This is a genomic window from Dactylosporangium sp. CA-092794, from assembly GCF_050948465.1.
In the GTDB taxonomy this organism is placed as follows: domain Bacteria; phylum Actinomycetota; class Actinomycetes; order Mycobacteriales; family Micromonosporaceae; genus Dactylosporangium.
This window is the reverse complement of the sequence record NZ_CP192044.1, coordinates 7728367-7745997: the sequence shown is the minus strand read 5'-3', so window position 1 is coordinate 7745997 and position 17631 is coordinate 7728367. Positions and strand designations below refer to the sequence as shown.

17 protein-coding genes are annotated in these 17631 nt (G+C 71.5%); 5 read left to right on the top strand and 12 right to left on the bottom strand.

All coding sequences use genetic code 11. The features are described 5' to 3' along the window. Positions 1-3: 3 nt before the first annotated feature. The 6 genes from ACQPXD_RS33005 to ACQPXD_RS32980 all read right to left on the bottom strand — a co-directional run bounded on the left by ACQPXD_RS33005 (position 4) and on the right by ACQPXD_RS32980 (position 5517). Positions 4-1038, bottom strand: a complete 1035-nt coding sequence (locus tag ACQPXD_RS33005) for a LacI family DNA-binding transcriptional regulator (RefSeq protein WP_432825245.1) — start codon at positions 1036-1038, stop codon at positions 4-6. Positions 1039-1056: 18 nt separating this feature from the next. Beyond that, on the bottom strand, positions 1057-1869 hold the full coding sequence (locus ACQPXD_RS33000) for a carbohydrate ABC transporter permease (RefSeq protein WP_432825244.1): 813 nt from the start codon (positions 1867-1869) through the stop codon (positions 1057-1059). Further along, a complete protein-coding gene (locus ACQPXD_RS32995; protein WP_432825243.1) occupies positions 1866-2738 on the bottom strand; it encodes a carbohydrate ABC transporter permease in 873 nt (290 codons plus the stop codon). Before ACQPXD_RS32995 ends, ACQPXD_RS33000 begins: the two co-directional genes overlap by 4 nt. After that, the gene (locus tag ACQPXD_RS32990) at positions 2735-4021 is read right to left on the bottom strand and encodes an ABC transporter substrate-binding protein (RefSeq protein ID WP_432825242.1); all 1287 of its coding nucleotides are present in this window, start codon (positions 4019-4021) and stop codon (positions 2735-2737) included. Before ACQPXD_RS32990 ends, ACQPXD_RS32995 begins: the two co-directional genes overlap by 4 nt. A gap of 115 nt (positions 4022-4136) precedes the next feature. Beyond that, the gene (locus ACQPXD_RS32985; protein ID WP_432825241.1) at positions 4137-4685 is read right to left on the bottom strand and encodes a phosphoribosyltransferase family protein; all 549 of its coding nucleotides are present in this window, start codon (positions 4683-4685) and stop codon (positions 4137-4139) included. Positions 4686-4689: 4 nt separating this feature from the next. Next, positions 4690-5517 (bottom strand): ATP-grasp domain-containing protein, encoded by an 828-nt coding sequence (locus tag ACQPXD_RS32980; RefSeq protein WP_432825240.1) that lies wholly within the window; start codon positions 5515-5517, stop codon positions 4690-4692. Positions 5518-5745: 228 nt separating this feature from the next. Here ACQPXD_RS32980 and ACQPXD_RS32975 point away from each other — a divergent pair, with 228 nt between their 5' ends. Next, on the top strand, positions 5746-6393 hold the full coding sequence (locus ACQPXD_RS32975) for an HNH endonuclease family protein (protein ID WP_432825239.1): 648 nt from the start codon (positions 5746-5748) through the stop codon (positions 6391-6393). Here the strand turns inward: ACQPXD_RS32975 and ACQPXD_RS32970 are convergent. From ACQPXD_RS32970 to ACQPXD_RS32960, 3 genes are all read right to left on the bottom strand, one after another. Further along, positions 6380-7996, bottom strand: a complete 1617-nt coding sequence (locus ACQPXD_RS32970; protein ID WP_432825238.1) for an alkaline phosphatase D family protein — start codon at positions 7994-7996, stop codon at positions 6380-6382. The two genes, ACQPXD_RS32975 and ACQPXD_RS32970, sit on opposite strands and share 14 nt — an antisense overlap. A gap of 1209 nt (positions 7997-9205) precedes the next feature. Beyond that, complete coding sequence (locus ACQPXD_RS32965; RefSeq protein ID WP_432825237.1) at positions 9206-10063, bottom strand: FG-GAP repeat domain-containing protein; 858 nt, start codon at positions 10061-10063, stop codon at positions 9206-9208. A 116-nt stretch (positions 10064-10179) separates the two neighbouring features. Beyond that, positions 10180-12600: an FAD-dependent oxidoreductase gene (locus tag ACQPXD_RS32960; RefSeq protein ID WP_432825236.1), complete on the bottom strand. Its 2421-nt coding sequence runs from the start codon at positions 12598-12600 to the stop codon at positions 10180-10182. Positions 12601-12933: 333 nt separating this feature from the next. Here ACQPXD_RS32960 and ACQPXD_RS32955 point away from each other — a divergent pair, with 333 nt between their 5' ends. Then, positions 12934-13227, top strand: coding sequence for a DUF4193 domain-containing protein (locus ACQPXD_RS32955; RefSeq protein WP_432844044.1), 294 nt, complete (start codon positions 12934-12936; stop codon positions 13225-13227). 24 nt (positions 13228-13251) lie between these two features. Here ACQPXD_RS32955 and ACQPXD_RS32950 read toward each other — a convergent pair whose 3' ends face one another. The 3 genes from ACQPXD_RS32950 to ACQPXD_RS32940 are packed head-to-tail and all read right to left on the bottom strand — an operon-like array spanning position 13252 to position 15617. Continuing rightward, complete coding sequence (locus tag ACQPXD_RS32950) at positions 13252-14148, bottom strand: ribonuclease Z (RefSeq protein WP_432825235.1); 897 nt, start codon at positions 14146-14148, stop codon at positions 13252-13254. 30 nt (positions 14149-14178) lie between these two features. Beyond that, positions 14179-15405: a phosphoglycerate dehydrogenase gene (serA, locus tag ACQPXD_RS32945; RefSeq protein ID WP_432825234.1), complete on the bottom strand. Its 1227-nt coding sequence runs from the start codon at positions 15403-15405 to the stop codon at positions 14179-14181. Between the two features lie 5 nt (positions 15406-15410). Beyond that, complete coding sequence (locus ACQPXD_RS32940) at positions 15411-15617, bottom strand: hypothetical protein (RefSeq protein ID WP_432825233.1); 207 nt, start codon at positions 15615-15617, stop codon at positions 15411-15413. Between the two features lie 14 nt (positions 15618-15631). On the opposite strand from ACQPXD_RS32940, the gene ACQPXD_RS32935 reads away from it, so the two are divergent. The 3 genes from ACQPXD_RS32935 (at position 15632) to ACQPXD_RS32925 (ending at position 17629) form a co-directional block, all read left to right on the top strand. Then, on the top strand, positions 15632-16264 hold the full coding sequence (locus ACQPXD_RS32935) for a hypothetical protein (RefSeq protein WP_432825232.1): 633 nt from the start codon (positions 15632-15634) through the stop codon (positions 16262-16264). Between the two features lie 114 nt (positions 16265-16378). Continuing rightward, positions 16379-16933, top strand: coding sequence for a hypothetical protein (locus ACQPXD_RS32930; protein ID WP_432825231.1), 555 nt, complete (start codon positions 16379-16381; stop codon positions 16931-16933). 21 nt (positions 16934-16954) lie between these two features. Next, complete coding sequence (locus ACQPXD_RS32925; protein ID WP_432825230.1) at positions 16955-17629, top strand: GNAT family N-acetyltransferase; 675 nt, start codon at positions 16955-16957, stop codon at positions 17627-17629. Positions 17630-17631: the final 2 nt, after the last annotated feature.

Below are 17631 nucleotides of genomic sequence, written 5' to 3'. Positions count from 1 at the left end.
GTGTCAACCGCGCGATCGCGGCGGCCGGGTGGACTGGCGGGCGGTCAGCGTGCCCGGCGGCAGCGTCACGTGCGTCTCGCCGTTGCCGGCCAGCGCGGCCAGCAGCGCCCGGGCGGTCAGCTCCGACTGCAGGGCCGGGCTCTGCGTCACGGCGGTGATCTCCGGCACCGTGATCTGGCACAGGTCGGAGTCGTCCCAGGCGACGACCGAGAAGTCGGCCGGCACGGCCAGGCCCATCTCGTGCGCGACCTTCAGCGACGCCGCGGCCATGACGTCGTTGTCGAAGACCAGCGCGGTCGGCGGATCGGCCAGGCTCAGCAGCTCCCGCGTCGCGCGCATGCCGTCGGCGGCGCTGTAGTTGGTGTACACCACCTGGTAACTGATCTCGCCGAGCTCCTCCACGGCCGCCTCGTAGGCCGCGTCGCGCTGCCCGGTGTGCAGCAGTTCCTGCGGCCCGGCGACCCGCGCGACGACCCGGTGCCGCAGCGCCCGCAGGTAGCCGACGATCCCGCGGGCGGTGCCGGCCACGTCGGCGTCCACCGAGCTCAGCCCGGACAGGTCGGGGCCGCCGCCGATGACCGCGGCCGGCAGGCCGATGGCGCGCAGCGCGGCCGGGCGCGGGTCGCCGTGGCGCAGGTCGGTGAGGATCACGCCGTCGACGTGCCGGCCGGCGTACCACCGGCGGTACACGTCGATCGTCTCGGCGAAGTCGTCGACCAGGTGCAGCACGAGCGCCACGTCGCCGCGGTTGAGCTCGGCCTCGACGCCGCTGAGCATCTGGGTGAAGAACGAGTCGACCACCATGACCCGCGGCGGCCGGACGAGCACCATGCCGACCGCGTTGGCCCGGGCGGTGCCGAGCGAGCGCGCGGCGATGTTCGGCGTCCAGCCCAGCTCGCGCGCGGCGGCCAGCACCCGCTCCCGGGTCCGTTCGGAGACGCCGGGCCGCCCGTTGAGCGCATAGGACACGGCGGCCTCGGACACGCCCGCGTGCACCGCGACCTGCCGGATCGTCACCCGCCCCTGCTGCTCAGTCATCGCTGCGGACCATACACGCTATTTGGTTGCCCCTGCCGTGAAGCCGTTGTAGATGAAGCGCTGCAGCAGCAGGAAGACGATGAGGGTCGGGACGATGACCAGAATGACTCCCGCCGAGATGACCTCCCACTGGGCGCCGAAGGGACCCTTGAAGCGGAAGAGGGAGGTGGAGATGACGCCGAGCTCCTGGGAGGGCATGTAGAGGAAGGGAATGTAGAACTCGTTGTAGATGGCGATGCCCTTGATGATCACGACGGTGGCGATCGCCGGTTTCAGCAGCGGCAGGATGATCTTCCGGTAGATGGTGAACGGGCCGGCGCCCTCCAGGGCCGCGGCCTCGTCCAGTTCGGTCGGGATGCCGCGCAGGAACTGGCGGAAGATGTAGATCGCGATGATGTCGGTGCCGAGGAACAGCGCGACCGCCGACCAGCGGGTGTCGTAGAGGCCCAGCGTGTCGACCACCTTGAACGTGGCCACCTGCGTGGTCACCCCGGGCACCAGCGTGGCCAGCGTGAACAGCGCGATGACCGCCGAGCGCAGCCGGAAGTCGAACCGGTCGATGGCGTAGGCGGCCATCGAGCCGATCAGCACCGTGCCGGCCAGCGACACGGCCAGGATGATCGAGGTGTTGGCGAAGCCGCGCAGCATGTGGCCCTGGGTGAAGGCGGTCGCGTAGTTGCGCAGGTTGAGCCAGTCCCGCGGCGGGTCGAACGGCCCGGTGGTGGCGAACTCCTGGTGCGTCTTGAGCGAGGCGAACACCAGCACCAGCGGCGGCAGCAGCACGACGGCGGTCGCGCCGAGCAGCGTGAGGTACTTCAGCGCCGCCCTCACGACAGGGTCGCCTGCTCGTCCGGGGCGACCCGCCGCTGCAGCCACGTCACCAGCAGGATGATCACCAGCAGCACCACGGCCATCGCCGAGGCGAGCCCGAGCTTGTAGTACTTGAACGCCATGTCGACGGTCTGGATCACGAACGTCTCGCTGTCGTTCGCCCCGCCGGTCATGATGAACGGGATCTCGAACACCGACAGGGCGCCGGACATCGCCAGGATGAAGGAGAGCCCGACGATCGGGCGGATACCGGGCAGAATGATGTACCGGAACTGCGCCCAGCGGCCGGCGCCGTCGAGCTCGGCGGCCTCGTAGAGGTGCGCCGGAATCGACTGGACAGCGCCCAGGAACAGGACGAAGTTCAGTCCGAGGTACCGCCAGATCGACGTGCCGGCCAGCGAGTAATTGACCACCGACGGGTCGCCCAGCCACTGCTGGCTCAGGTCACCCAGGCCGAAGGCGGACAGCGCCGAGTCGAGGGTGCCGCCGGGCTGGAAGAAGAACAGGAAGATCATGCCGATGGCGACGCCGTTGATGAGGTACGGGAAGAAGATGACGCCCTTGAACACGGTGCGGAACCGGGTGTCGAAACTCAGGACCGTGGCGAAATAGAGCGCCAGCAGGATCTGCACGACGGCGCCGCCCACGTAGTACAGGCTGACCTTGAGCACGCCGAACAGCTCGGGCCGGGTGAAGATCTCGACGTAGTTGCCCAGCCCCACGAAATCCTTCGTGGGGCTGAGCCCGTCCCAGGACGTGACGCTGTACCAGAACATGTTCGCGACCGGGATGTATGTGAACGCGACCAGGAATGCCAGCGGCAGGACCAGGAATGCGTAGGGCGTGAGCCGGCCGCGGCGGGTGCTCACTTGAGCTTCGCCCGCGCCTGCGACCATTTCTTGTTGAGATCGGCGAAAAGCTGGTCCTTCGACTCGTTCTTCGCGCCGCGGGCCGCGTCGACGATGCCCTGGCGGTACTTGCCGTCGTAGAGCGCGATCTCGGCCGAGTTGCCTATCTTGTCGGCCCGCCCCTCCTCGCCCGGGGGCGCCGGGTTCAGCTCGATGAACTCGGTTTTCACCGCGGTCAGGTCGGCCAGGGTCGCGGGCATCGCGGCGTTCTTCAGCGCCGACACGCCGCCCTGGTCGGTGGCGTAGTTCGACTCGTCGGTGAACCAGTCGATCCAGGCCCGGGCGGTCGCCTTGTTCTTCGAGTTGCGGTTGATCGCGTTCTTGTAGTCGCCGCCGACGACCGTGTAGAACTTGCCGTCCACCTGGTGCGGGAACGGCCAGTAGCCGATGTCGTCCGTACTTGGCGCGGCCTGCCGCATCTGCACGATCGACCACGAGCCGAGCATCATCGTGGCGATCTTGCCGGTGCCGAGCAGGCCCTTGGACTGCTCCCAGTTCGTGGTCGCCGGGTCGGGCTCGGTGTAGCCGGCCTTGACCGCGTCGTAGAGCAGCGAGTCGAGGATGTAGTGCTCCTTGCCCGGGCCCCACGGGGCGTCGTCGCGGGCCAGCTTGATCGCCGCGTCGGGGTCGCCGCTGATCGCGCCGCGGGCCCCTTCCCACTGGCCCAGCGGCCAGCCGTCCTTGTAGTTGGTGTACAGCGGGATCGCGCCGGTCTTGTCCTTGATCGCCTTGAGCGCGGCGAGGAACTCCTCCGGCGACTTCGGCGGCTGCGTGATGCCGGCCTGCGCCCACACCTTCCGGTTGAACACGTACCCCTGGGCGTTGCCGGTGATCGCCAGCCCGTAGACCTTGCCGTCGTACGTCTGCTCGGTGCGCACGAAGCGGTACTTGTCCTTGAGCTCGTCGACCGTGCCCAGCGGCTCGAAGAACGCGGGCAGCTGGTCGGTGTTGACCGAGTTGGGGATGAGCAGCACGTCGCCGTAGTTCTTGGTGTTCATCCGGACCCGGACCTCGCCCTCGTAGTCCGTGATCGCCTCGAACTTGACCGTGGTGCCGGGGTACTTCGCCTCGAACGTCTGCTTGTAGCCGGCGAACACCGTGTTGACGATGTCCGTGCGCTGGGTCAGCACGGTGATCTCGCCGCCGATCTTCCCGTCGCCGCCGGTGTCGCCGCCCCCGCAGCCGGCCAAGCCGGTCAGGGCGAGCGCGCCGGCGAGGGTGGCGGCAAGCGTTCTGCGGTACATCGTGACCTCCTGGCGGGGAGGGTTGATTAAGCGGTTAACACTCGCTGACGATACGAGCGGAGCTGATCGCAGTCAAGGATTCCGATGTTTCGAAAGGGGCCCGGAGTTACCCGGTTCAGTCGGCCTGCAGCGCCTCGGCGGTGAGCAGGGCGCGCACGCCGAGGCGGGCCCGAACCTCGGCGCGGTCCCCGAGGTCGTCGACCACGCAGGCCAGGCCGAGCCACGCGGCGCCGATCTCGGCCACCATGTCCTGGATCGCCAGGGCCTGCCCGCCGCTCTCCACCCAGTCGTCCACGCACAGCACCCGGTCGTCCGGGCGGACCAGCGCCCGGCGGAAGCTCAGCCGCGCGCCGCCCTCGTGGTAGCCGGCCGGGAGGTCCCGGGCGATGTGGAACGGCGAGTGCAGCGCCATCCGGTCGTTCTTGCGCACCTCGACCAGGCCGACGCCGAGGTGGGCGGCGATCAGGGCGCCGAGCAGCGTGCCGCGGGAGGCCGGGCCGAGCACGACCGTCGGCACCGGGCCCGGGACCAGCGCGGTCAGGGCCGGCGGCAGGTCGCGCAGGACGACCGGGTCGCGCCACCACTCGGTGATGTCGGCGAAGACCACGTCCGGGCCGCCGCGCCAGTGGAACTCGATCCGCAGCCGGGCGGCGAGGTCGGGCACGGGCTCAGGCGCCCAGCGCCGGGGCCGGCTGCCAGCGCCAGCGCGGGGCGCAGTCGGGGTCGTTGGCGGCGAGCACGGCCCGCAGCACGCCGTCGGGGTCGCAGCTGTAGAGCCCGGAACTCCACACGTTGTTGACCTCGAGCACCGCGAACTGCCCGGCGTCGGTGCGCCCGACGTCGATCACCGCGGTCGGTGGCACGTCCGGCGCCGGCAGTTCGGCGAGCATCATCGCCACGAACTGCGCCGCCTCCTCGTGCCAGGACGCGCGGTGCATGCGCAGCGACGGGCTCCACTCCTCGCCCTCGACCAGGTACGGCGACCAGGCCACCGGCTCCCGCCCGATGGTGAACACCCGGTACTCCGAGGCGAGGTCCAGCCAGTGGTCCATGATGATCAGCGTGCTGTCGGCCGGCAGCCGCGCGGTCCGCAGCCGCTTGCGCAGGTCGTCGGCGTTGCGCACCCACGCGGCGGAGAACGCCGGGTGCTTCTCGTCGGCGAGCTTGGCCACCGCCGGGCGTGGCCCGACCACGTCGGGCGCCTCACCGACGCTGACCAGGCGGATGTCCCGGCCGGTCACGTCCTTGGGCAGGGCGGCGAACCAGGACGGGGAGGCGCCGTAGAGGCAGACGTCGGCGCCGCCGGCGATCAGCGTGGTGAGGTAGCCGCCCGCGGCCCGCCAGGCCACCCCGTCGGCCGAGTGCAGCCCCTTCACCTCGGCCGGGTCGCCCGGCAGCTGCTCGACCGGCAGGCCGATGCGCTGGGCGGCGTGCGTCAGCGCCGCGCTCGCCTCGGGGGAGCGCACCCGCATAGCCAGGGTCCGGAACTGACGCACCCTCACATCCTGCCAGCGAGCTTCGTCAGTGTCGTTGGCGGAGGTCATAGACGGCACACCGAAGGCCCGATCGTTCACCCTCGGCAGCCGGGGCGACACGTTCGGGGTGGAGTCAAGGGTCGCCGATTCCGGACCTTTGGTGGCTAGTACGCAAATCGGCCACCGATCGGCTACCTGGCATTTATGTGCCTCGATATTCTGCTTTCAACATCATTGAAGGAGGCAGGCATGTCGATGGTTCGGATCGGGCGGTTCGTCGCCGCCGTGCTGCTCGGCGCCGGTGGCGTCGTCGTGGCGGGGGCAGTCGCGGGCGCACCGGCCGGGGCGACACCGCCCGGGATCCCCTCCAAGGCCACGGCGCAGTCGGAGCTCAACACGCTCACCGTGGCCGCCGAGGGGTCCACGAGCGGGTACTCCCGCGACCTCTTCCCGCACTGGATCACCATCAGCGGCTCGTGCGACACCCGCGAGACCGTGCTCAAGCGCGACGGCACGTCGGTCGTCACCAACAGCTCCTGCTCGGCCACCTCCGGAAACTGGTACAGCCCCTACGACGGGGCGACCTGGACGGCCGCCTCCGACGTCGACATCGACCACGTGGTGCCGCTGGCCGAGGCGTGGAAGTCCGGCGCGAACGCGTGGACCACCTCGAAGCGGCAGAGCTTCGCCAACGACCTGAGCCACCCGCAGCTCATCGCCGTGACCGACAACGTCAACCAGTCCAAGGGCGACAAGGACCCGTCGGCCTGGCAACCGCCCCTGGCGTCGTACCGGTGCACCTACGCGCGGATGTGGATCAGCGTGAAGTACACCTGGAGCCTGAAACTGCAGTCCGCGGAGAAGTCCGCGCTGCAGACCATGCTCAACTCCTGCTGAGCGTATTGGTTCCGGCCTCGACGACGTAGGACGCGCTCGTCGACACCGGCGCCGTGCGCGTGGCGATGGTGTCGACGGTGCGCGCGTCCGTGCGCCACAGGTCCTTGCCGACCTCGCAGCGCAGGTAGCCGCGGCGCGAGCCGTCGAAGTACTGCACGTGCGGGTTCAGCACCGGGTTGACCTGCTTCAGCGGCGCGTCGAAGGCGATCGGGAAGTCCGAGCTGACCGACGTGGCGGTGAACTCGACCGCCACCGGGGCCTGCTCGGGCCGGTCGAAGTCGACCTTGAGCTCGCTGAACCAGCTCGAGTGGATGTCGCCGGCCAGCACCACCGGGTTCTTCACCCGGGCGTCGGCGAGGTGCTTGAGCAGCCGGGTACGCTGCGGCGCGTAGCCGTCCCACTGGTCGAGGTTGGCCAGCAGCGGCGGGACGCCGCCGGTCGGGTTCGGCAGCTTCGTGCGGCTCATCATGACCTGCTGGGCGATGACGTTCCAGCGGGCCGGCGAGTGGTCCAGGCCGTCGCGCAGCCACCGCTCCTGGTCCTCGCCGGTCAGCGTGCCGGCGGTGTTGCCGGTGCCGGCCTCGATCAGGCCGAAGTCGCCCGGGAAGCCGCCGGGCTGATCGGTGCGGTACTGCCGGGTGTCGAGCACGTTGAACCGGGCCAGCCGGCCGAAGTCGAACCGGCGGAAGATCCGCAGGTCGGCGCTGCCGGGCTTGAGGTTGGCGCGGATCGGCATGTGCTCGTAGTAGGCCTGGTACGCCGCCGCCCGCTGCCTGGCGAACCGGTCCGGCGACTGGTGCTGCGCGCCGGTGTCGTCGATCTCGTCGATCAGCCCGGCGTAGTTGTTCTCGGTCTCGTGGTCGTCCCAGGTGACGATCCACGGGAAGGCGGCGTGCGCGGCCCGCAGCGCCGGGTCGCCCTTGTACTGCGCGTGCCGGGCCCGGTAGTCGTCGAGCGTCTGCAGCTGGTCGAGGCCGGGGGTGTGCGGCGTGGTGTGGTTGCGGTCGGCGAAGGCGCTGTGCGGGTCGTACTCGTAGATGTAGTCGCCCAGGTGCAGCACCACGTCGAGGTCCTCGGCGGCCAGGCCGGTGTAGGCCGGCCAGTAGCCGTTCTGGAAGTCCTGGCAGTTGACGATGCCGAAGCGCAGCCGCCCACCGTCGCTGGACGGCGGCGGCGCGGTCTTCGTGCGCCCGGCCGGGCTGAGCTCGCCGAGGGCGCGGAAGCGGTAGTGGTACTCGTGCCCGGCCAGCAGCCCGCGCACGTCGGCGTGCACGGAGTGGCCCAGCTGCGGCAGCGCCGTCACCCGCCCGGCCCGCACCACCCGGCGGAACCGCTCGTCGAGGGCCACCTGCCACGCGACCTCGACCGGCCGCGCCGGCAGCGGCGCCCCGCCCCGCAGCAGCCGGGTCCACAGGATGACCCCGTCGGGCAGCGGGTCGCCGCTGGCGACCCCGAGCGCGAACGGCGAGTCCGGGCCGTGGTGGTCCCCGCCGTGGCCGCCGCGCACCGGCTCGGCGGCGGACGGGTCGGCCGCGGTCAGCGGCAGGATGATGGCGCCGGTGGTGGCGGCAGCGCCGGTGAGCAGCTGGCGTCGGGTGAACATGGAGGTCACTCTCGCGGCGGCTCCTGTCGCGGCCGGGAACGGCGGGCGAACATCAGGCACGCGGGGGACATCCCCGCGGCTTCCCGGTACCGTCGGGCGCATCGAGCTCCTCCGGGACGATGGTGTGCATCGAGCTCCTCCAGGACGGTGGTGCGCATCGAGCTCCTCCGGGACGATGGTGCGCATCGAGCTCCTTCGGGACGGTGGCGTGCGTCGAGCTCCTCCAGGGCGACCCGCACCGGGCGGTGGTGCGCATCGGTGACACCGTGCGGCGGCCCCTGCACCCGTGGAGCCCGTCGGTCCACGCGCTGCTGCGTCACCTGGAGGCCGCCGGATTCCCGCACGCGCCCCGCTTCCTCGGCGTCGACGCCGAGGGCCGCGAGGTGCTCTCCTACCTCGACGGCGAGTCCGGCGCCTCGACGGCGAGTCCGGCACCGCCGGCTGGGCGCACGCCGCCCGCAAGTCCGGCCTGGTGGCCATCGCCCGGCTGCTGCGCGACTACCACGCCGCGGTGGCGGACTTCCGCCCCCCGGTCGGCGCCGCCTGGGCCGCCCACCCCGGCCGCCACCGCTTCGCGGACTGAGCGCGGCCGGCCCCAACCCCCGGGACGCCGCGATCGGCGACCACGTCCCACATGTCGGACGCCGCCCGCCACGCAGCCCGGAGCAGCGACCACAAGTCTCCGTGATCATGCAAACCGGGCACCGACACCAGCGGTTTTTCATGATCACGGAGCGTTGATGTACACCCGTGTACATCAAGTCTCCGGGATCATGGCAAACCCGTAGCGCGGGCATTGCGGGCATCATGATCACGGAGACATTCACCCGCCCCGGCCGCGCCGCCCCGGAGTCGCCTTCCCCTCGGGCCCGGCCTTCGGGTCGGAGAAAGCGATCGAATCCGGCGCCGACGGATAAATCCGATAAGTCCGGCGACGGAGTCGCCGGACTTATCGGATATTTCGGGTATGTGCCGACTAGCCTGCAGTTGGGCCAAGCCCGGCCAAGCCGCGGGCCGGGGCCGGGCCGGAGCCTGGCCGGTCACGGTCGAGGCGAGACCGAGCCGAGCCGGCTACGGCCGAAGCCGATCGAGCCGAGCCGGCTACGGCCGAAGCCGATCGAGCCGAGCCGGCTGCGGCCGGAGCCGACGGGCAGAGCCGGTCGGGCGGAGTCGAGCCGGCGGCTGGCTGGGCCGAGGGTGTGGCGGGCGCTACCAGCCGGTGCCGATCTGGACCGGGGGCTGGCCGCTCAGGGCGCGGGTCGACTCGCCCGGGTAGAGCCACAGGTCGTTGTTCGTCATGCGGGCCAGGATGTCCTGGTTGCCGTCGTTGTCCCAGTCGGTCACGCCGGCGAAGTCGTAGCCGTTCCAGCCGGTGCCGATCTGGACCTGGGGCTGCGTGGAGGGGGCGCGGGTCGACTCGCCGGGGAAGAGGAACAGCTCGCCCAGGGTGCCGCGGGCGATGATGTCGGTGTTGCCGTCCTTGTCCCAGTCGGCGATGCCGGCGAAGTCCAGGCCGTTCCAGCCCGAGCCTAGCCGCACCGGAGCCGCCGTGCTGTACCCCCGGATCGACTGGCCCGGGAAGAGCCACAGCTCGCCGCTCAGGTCGCGGGCGACGATGTCGGTGTTGCCGTCCTTGTCCCAGTCCGCGAGGCCGACGAAGGTGTAGCCGTTCCAGCCCAGGCCGATCTGCACCGGTGGCGTCGTCGCCACGCCGCGGAGGGAGGCGCCGGGGAAGAGGAGCAGGTCGCCGGAGACGGTGCGGGCGATGATGTCCTGGTTGCCGTCGTTGTCCCAGTCGGCCAGGCCGGTGAAGGTGTAGCCGTTCCAGCCGCTGCCGATCTGGGCCGGCTTGGCGGAGGACGGCGCGCGGGTCGACTCGCCCGGGAACAGCCACAGGTCGCCGTTCGGGTCGCGGGCGACGATGTCGGTGTTGCCGTCGTTGTCCCAGTCCGTCACGCCGGCGAACGAGTACGTGCCCGACGCCGAGGCCGGTGCGCCCGTGGTCACCGCCATCGCCAGCCCCAGGCCGAGCGCGACCGCGGTGTGGCCCAGTCTGCTGATCTGCATCCTTCGTGCTCCCCCGTGATGTGCGGGCCGCGCCCATCGCGGCCCGCCCACCAAACAGGATGTGTGCAAATGACTACCTGGCGTGAGATTTTGCCCGAATGGCCGATGATCAGCGGTCACCGGACGCGTTCGCCGGTGGGGTCGTACAGGGGGCGCAGCGAGGCGCGGGCCGGATAGGTGGCGCCGGCGATCTCCACGGTGAGCGCGCCGGCGTCGAGCCACGCCTGGTCGAGCGGGTCGGCGCCGGCGTCGAGCATGGCCAGGCCGACGGCGCCGCCGAGGGTGTGGCCGTAGGAGGCGGCCCGCACGTAGCCGACGTCCCGGCCGTCGCGGCGCACCACCTCGCCGTGGAACAGCAGCGCCTTCGGGTCGGTGACCAGCACCTGGACCAGGCGCCGGGTCAGCGGCCCGCGCTCCCGCCGGGCCAGCACCGCGTCCCGGCCGATGAAGTGGCCCTTGTCCAGCGCCACCGCGAAGCCCAGCCCGGCCTCCAGCACGTGGTCGGTGTTGTCGATGTCGTGGCCGTAGTCGCGGTACCCCTTCTCCATGCGCAGGCTGGCGAGGGCCTTGAGCCCGGCGTGGCGCAGCCCGTGCCCGGCCCCGGCGGCGACGAGCCGGTCGTACACGTGCACCGCCTGCTCGGCCGGGACGTAGAGCTCGTAGCCCAGCTCGCCGACGTAGGTGATGCGCAGGCACAGCACGCGGGCGTACCCGATCTCGATCTCGGCGGCGCCGCGGAACGGCAGCCCGGCCTCGGCCTCGGCGGCCGCCTCCAGCACCGCGCGCGACCGCGGCCCCTGCACGTTGATCTGCGCCCAGCCCGAGGTGACGTCGGTGACGAACGCGTGCCGGTCGCCCAGGTGGCGGCGCAGCCGGGTCAGCGCGTGCCGGTGCGCGGTGTCGGAGGCGACCACCCAGAACCGGTCCTCGTCCAGCTGGGTCACGGTCAGGTCGGCCTCGATCGTGCCGCCCTCGTTGAGCCACTGGGTGTAGGTGACCCGCCCGGGCTGGCACACCCGGTTGGCCGACAGCTCCTCCAGCGCCGCCCCGGCGTCCCGCCCCTGGACCAGGAACTTCGCCATGAACGACATATCCATCAGCACGGCGTCCTCCCGGGCCGCCCGGTGCTCGGCCGCCCACTGGCCGAACCAGTCCGGGCGTCCCCACGACGGTACGACATTGCCGGAGAACTCGTAGAAGTCCGGCATCTCCCAGCCCGACACGTCCCGCCGATACGGTCGCAGGGGCTCGACGGCCGCGTGCAGCGGGGAGCGGCGCGCGTCCCGGGCCGACGTCAGCGCCTTGTTCGGCAGGTGGGCGGCGTAGACCTGGCCCAGGGCCTCCACGGTCCGGCGGCGACGATAGTCGCGATTTCGCTGGTACGGCTGGAGCCGGTCGATGTGCATCCCGGTCACGTCGACGTCGGGCCGGCCGTCGGCGATCCAGGTCGCCAGCGCCCGGCCGATCCCGCCCCCGGTCAGGATGCCGATCGAGTTCATCCCGGCCGCCACGAAGTAGTTGCGCAGCTCCGGGGACTCCCCGAAGATCGGCGCCAGGTCGGGCGTGAAGCTCTCCGGCCCGCAGAAGAAGGTGCGCACCCCGGCGGTGGCGGTCACCGGGATGCGGGCCATGGCCGCCTCCAGGTAGGGCGCCATGCGGTCCCAGTCCGGTGGCAGCGTGCCGAACGAGAAGCTCTCCGGCACCCGCTCGACGCTCCAGGGCGCCGCCCGCCCCTCGAACAGCCCGACCATCAGGCCGCCGGTTTCTTCCCGGAAGTACCCGTACGACCCCGGATCCTCCAGCACCGGCAGGGCGGCGCTGACGCCCTCGATCGGCTCGGTGATGAGGTAGTAGTGCTCGGCGGCCTGCAGCGGGACGCTCACGCCGGCCTCCTCGCCCAGCTGCCGGGCCCACATGCCGGCGCAGTTGACGACCGTCTCGGCCGCCACGTCACCGAACGGCGTGCGCACCCCGGTGACCGTGTCCCCGCGGCGCAGGGTCCCGGTCACCGGTACCCCTTCCAAAATCGTCACGCCCCGCAGCCGCGCCCCCTTGGCCAGGGACATGGTCACGTCCACCGGGTTGGCCCGGCCGTCCTCGGCCACGTAGAACCCGGCCAGCACGTCGTCGGTGCGGGCGAGCGGGAACAGCTGGCGGACCTCGGCCGGGGAGATCTCCTGCACGTCGACGCCCAGGTGCCGGTTGAAGGCGGCCACCCGGCGGTACTCCTCGAGCCGGCCCTCGTCGGCGGCCAGCTCGATGAAGCCGCACTGCCGCAGCCCGGTGGACAGCCCGGTCTCCGCCTCCAGGGACGCGTAGAGGTCGCGGGTGTACTGTCGCAGCCGGGTCGAGGTCTCCGACAGCGACCCGAACGTCACGATCAACCCGGCGGCGTGCCAGGTGGTGCCGGCGGTGAGCCGGTCCCGCTCCAGCAGCAGGACGTCGGTGACGCCGCTCTTGGCCAGGTGGTATGCGACGGAGGTGCCGATGACGCCGCCGCCGATGATGACGACTTGAGCCCGTTCGGGGAGGTTCATGCCGTAGCACTGTAGTGCGCGCAGGCGGCCGCGGCTGCCACCGCCGTGTTCGGCCGAATGGTCTGCGACGGGTCCTGAGCTGCGGTTTTCCGTGTGGCCCGGCGACATGTCCGCGGAGTACGGCAAAAGTCGGCGGATAGGCGACCCGGCGAGGTAGCCTCGTTGGCGCTGCCGCTGTTGATAAGTCCACAGTGGACCGAAACGGCGCCGTTCCCCGTGAATCGGCGTGAGTCGGGCCACACCGGGATTCATTCATGTCGGTCGGGAACACATCCGAGGCCGGCGGCGTTCTTTGCACCACCAAGTCACCAAGAGAGGGTGAACGCCATGGCCATCAGCACCGACTACGACGCGCCGCGCCACCCGGTCAGCAGCGACCTCGCCGAGGACAGCCTCGAGGAGCTCACTGCCCGCCGGTCCAACGTGCAGTCGTCATCGGTCGACGTCGACGACAGCGAGGCAGGCTTCGAGCTACCGGGCGCGGAGCTGCCCGACGAAGAACTGACCGTGCCCGTCGTCCCGATGCGCGGCGATGAGTTCCGCTGCTCCAGCTGCTTCCTCGTGCACCACCGCAGCCAGCTGGCCCGCGAACGCAACGGCGCGCCGATCTGCAAGGAATGTGACTGACTCACGACCGGTTAGCCCCGAGCCTCAGCCGCGGATCCTGACCCGGATCAGGTCCTCGGCCACGACAACCTCGCCGTCGAACACCGCTTCCGCCTCCCGCCGGAAGCGCGACGGGTCGTCGTAGCGCTGCGAGAAGTGGGTGAGCACGAGCGTGCCCACCCCGCACTCCGCGGCCACCCGCGCCGCCTGCCGGGCGGTCAGGTGCCCGTGCTCGACGGCCAGTCCCTCGTCCTCGGAGAGGTACGTGGACTCGATCACCAGCACGTCGGCTCCGTCGGCCAGCCGTCCGATGCCGGCGCAGAGCCGCGTGTCCATCACGAACGCGAAGCGCTGCCCCCGCCGGGGCTCGCTCACCTCCTCCAGCCGCACCCCCCGCAGGATGCCGGTCCGCTGCAGCACCGCGACGTCGGGCCCCACGATGCCGCGCTCCCGCAGCCGGTCCGGCAGCATCCGCCGCCCGTCGGCCTCCACGAGCCGGTAGCCGAACGCCTCGATGCCGTGGTCGAGCGCGTGCGCCTCGATCCGGAACCGGTCGGTCTGCGCGATCACGCCGTCGGCGGTAACCGGATGTTTCGTGACATTCGCGCGGTCGTGGAACGGGGTGGCGTACCGGAGGCGGTCGAAGTACCGCTCGCCGCCGGCCGGGAAGTAGGCCTGCACCTCGCACGGCGACCGGTCCAGCGAGATCCGCTGGATCACGCCCGGCAGCCCCAGGCAGTGGTCGCCGTGGAAATGCGTGATGCAGATCCGGGTCACGTCGCCCGCCGCCACCCCGGCGTGCGCCATCTGCCGCTGGGTGCCCTCGCCCGGGTCGAACAGGATCCCCTCGCCGTCCCAGCTCAGGAAGTACCCGTTGTGGTTGCGCGTCCGGGTCGGCACCTGGCTGGCGGTGCCCAGCACGACGAGCTCACGAGGCGACACCCGCGCACTCTACCGGCGCGGCGACGCGGGTCAGGACAGGACGCGGACCTGGACCGTGGTGGCCATGCCGGCCAGCTGGGCCAGGATGTCCTGCGGGTAGTCGATGGCGATGTCGGTGAGGAGGTAGCCGTACTCACCGCGGGTCGCCAGGATCTGGCCCTCGACGTTGACCTTGTGGCCGGCGAAGATGCTGTTGACGTCGGCGAGCACGCCCGGCACGTTGTGGTGCAGCAGGGCGATGCGGTGCGTCTCCGGGGCCTGCTGCAGGTTGAGCGAGGGCAGGTTGACGCTGAGCGTCGTGGAGCCCTCCGCGATGTACTTGTGCAGCTTCTCCGCCACGAACGAGCCGATGTCGGACTGGGCCTCCTCCGTCGAGCCGCCGATGTGCGGCGTCAGGATGACGTTGGGCAGGCCGCGCAGCGCCGAGACGAACTCGTCGCCCTTGGCCTTGGGCTCCTTCGGGAACACGTCGACGGCGGCGCCGGCGAGGTGGCCGTTGCCGAGGTGCCGGCCCAGGGCGTCGTGGTCGATGACGAAGCCGCGGCTGAGGTTGAGGAAGATGCTCTTGGGGCGCATCCTGGCGAACTGCTCCTCGCCGAAGAAGCCGCTGTTGCCGGGCCGCCCGTCGACGTGCAGCGTGACGATGTCGGCGACCTCGAGCAGCTCGTCGAGGGAGTTGCAGCGCACCGCGTTACCGAGCGCGAGCTTCTCCGACGTGTCGTAGAAATACACCCGAAGCCCGAGATTCTCGGCGAGGACCGACAGCTGCGTGCCGATGTTGCCGTAGCCCACGATGCCGATGGACCGTCCGCGGATCTCGTGCGAGCCCTCGGCGTCCTTGTTCCAGACGCCGTCGTGCATGCCGGCGTTCTTCTCGGTGAGCCGGCGGGTCAGCGCGATGATCTCGGCGATGGCCAGCTCCACCACGCTGCGCGTGTTGGAGAACGGGGCGTTGAACACCGCGATGCCGGACTCGGCGGCGCTGCGCAGGTCGATCTGGTCGGTGCCGATGCAGAACGCGCCGATCGCGCGCAGCTGCGTCGCGGCGGACAGCGCAGCGGCGGTGACCTGCGTCTTGGACCGGATACCCAGCAGGTGGACACCGTCGAGCCGGGCGATCAGCTCGTCCTCGTCCAGGGCGCGGCCGACGGTCTCCACTTCGTATCCCTCGGCGCGCATCCGCTCGACCGCGATCGGGTGGATGTTTTCGAGGAACAGGACCCGCAGCGGGTCGGCCTGAGAAGTCTGTGGCTGCACGGTCCCTACCCTATGTGACCTTCCTGATCACCGGTACGTGAGCCGCGACTCGTCGGGGCCGCCGCGACCGCGTGCCGCTCCCGGAGCTTGGCCCTGACCTCTTCCGGGGTGTACGCCAGGCGCCGCCGCTCGGCCCGCACGACCAGCACGCCCGTGGCCGCCACCCCGACGACACCCGCGAGCCCGAGCACCTTCCACCACTTCATGCGCATGAGCCCCTAGGGTAATGCCGGTGATGGTCGATCTCGACGAGGCCGTGCGGATGACCCGCACGGGTGACGTGTGGGTGTTCCGCGGCCGTACGACCGCCGACCGCGCCATCCAGACCCTGACCAACAGCCCGGTCAACCACGTCGGCATGGCGGTCGTCCTCGACGACCTGCCGCCGCTGATGTGGCACGCCGAGCTGGGCCGCTCGCTGCCCGACCGGTGGACGGGCAGTCACCAGCGCGGCGTGCAGCTGCACGACCTGCGCGACGCGGTCCTCGTGTGGGGCCGCCGCTACGGGCAGCGCGCCTGGCTGCGCCAGCTGTTCCCGGAGGCGAATGCCGCGATGGAGGATGCGGTACTGCGCACGATCGCCCGGCTGGACGGCACCCCGTTCCCGTCCACCGCCCGGCTGGCCGGCCGCTGGTTCAAGGGCCGCCTGCCGCACCTGCGCGAGCAGACCTCCGGCACCCTGGAGACCGCCTACTGCGCCGAGGTGGTCGCGGTCACCTACGAGGACATGGGCCTGCTCGCCAAGGGACGGCGCGCCAACTGGTACGACCCGGGCCGGTTCTGGAGCGGCGACGGCCTGGAGCTGCTCGGCGGCGCGGCCCTGGGCGAGGAGATCGCGGTGTCCCTGCCGCCGGCCTGAGCGCCGGTCCGGGGTCGTCCGGCCGGGGGATGTGCGGATGTCCATAGGGCTTTGCGCAAAGTTTGCCCGTTCGGGTGTGCCGCGTTCCCGAACGCCCCGGGTTAGCTATCTCGCGTGACCCAGCCGCCCCGCCAGACCCTGGAACACCCCCTCGATCCCGGATCGCACGATCTCGGGCCGCACGACCCCGAGGCGACGCAGCCGCTGCCGCCCCCGCCGCCGCGGGAGCACCACATCCACCGTCCGCCCGCCCTGCTCATCGCCCTGCTCGCGGCCGGGGTCGTGCTGGCCGGGGCGCTGCTCGCCGTGCTGATCGGGCGGATCGACCGGGAGCCGGCCGCCGCCGCGGAGTCCCCGCCGCAGCGCTTCCCGTCGCCGCAGGCGCTCGTGGACTACCTCGACCGGCGCGGGCTGGAGTGCACCGGCTACGAGGCCGTCGAGGGCGCCGGCAACGCGCTCGGCCAGGGCCGCTGCACGGCCGCCGGCGCCGAGGTCGGCATCGGGGTGTATGCGGCACACAGCGACGTCGAGGCGCAGTGGACGGCCCTGTCCGGCCGCCGGGTGCCGCTGTACATGGCGATCGGCGACAACTGGGCCGTGGACGGCCCGGCCGAGTGGACCAAGCGCGTCGCCGAGGCCCTCAACGCCCAGTACCGCGTCCAGGGCTGAAGCACAGCCTAGGATCTGCTGGTGCTCGAACGGTTCCTGCGGGCCTGGCTGGGCGACTGGCCGCCCCCGCAAACGCTGGTCGTGGTCGGCAGCCCCCGCCGGGAGCAGCCGCGCTGGGACGGCGGCGAGCAGCGCGCCCTCGGCGTGACCGACGCGGCCGGCCGCGGCGTGCTCTCCGTGCCGCCGGCCTGCCGCGACGCCGTCGCCGCCCTGGTCGCCGGGCTCGACCCGGCCCAGGCCGAGGCGGCGCTGGCCGAGCGGCTGCCGGCCCTCGTCGGCCGGCCCGAGCAGCACTTCTTCGCCGGGATCTTCCGCTGGAGCGAGGCGCCCGCCGGCCTGCCCGACGCGGGGGCGTGGGAGCCGTCCGACGGCCCCGGCCTGCCCGACTGGCTGCGGCCGTTCCCCGGCGAGGTGCTCGTCGCCCGGGAGCCGGGCACGGGGGAGTACCTGGCCGGCGTCGGGCTCAAGCCGCACGACCCCACCGGGATCGAGATCTCCGTCGGCACCGAGGAACGGGCCCGCGGCCAGGGCCTCGCCCGGCGCCTGGTGGCCCGGGCGGCCCGGCGGATCGTCGCCGCCGGTGCGGTACCGACCTATCTGCACGAGCCGGCGAACACCGCCAGCGCCCACGTCGCGGTCGCGGCCGGCTTCCCCGACCTGGGCTGGAAGGTCCACGCCCTGGCCGGCGCCGCCTGACC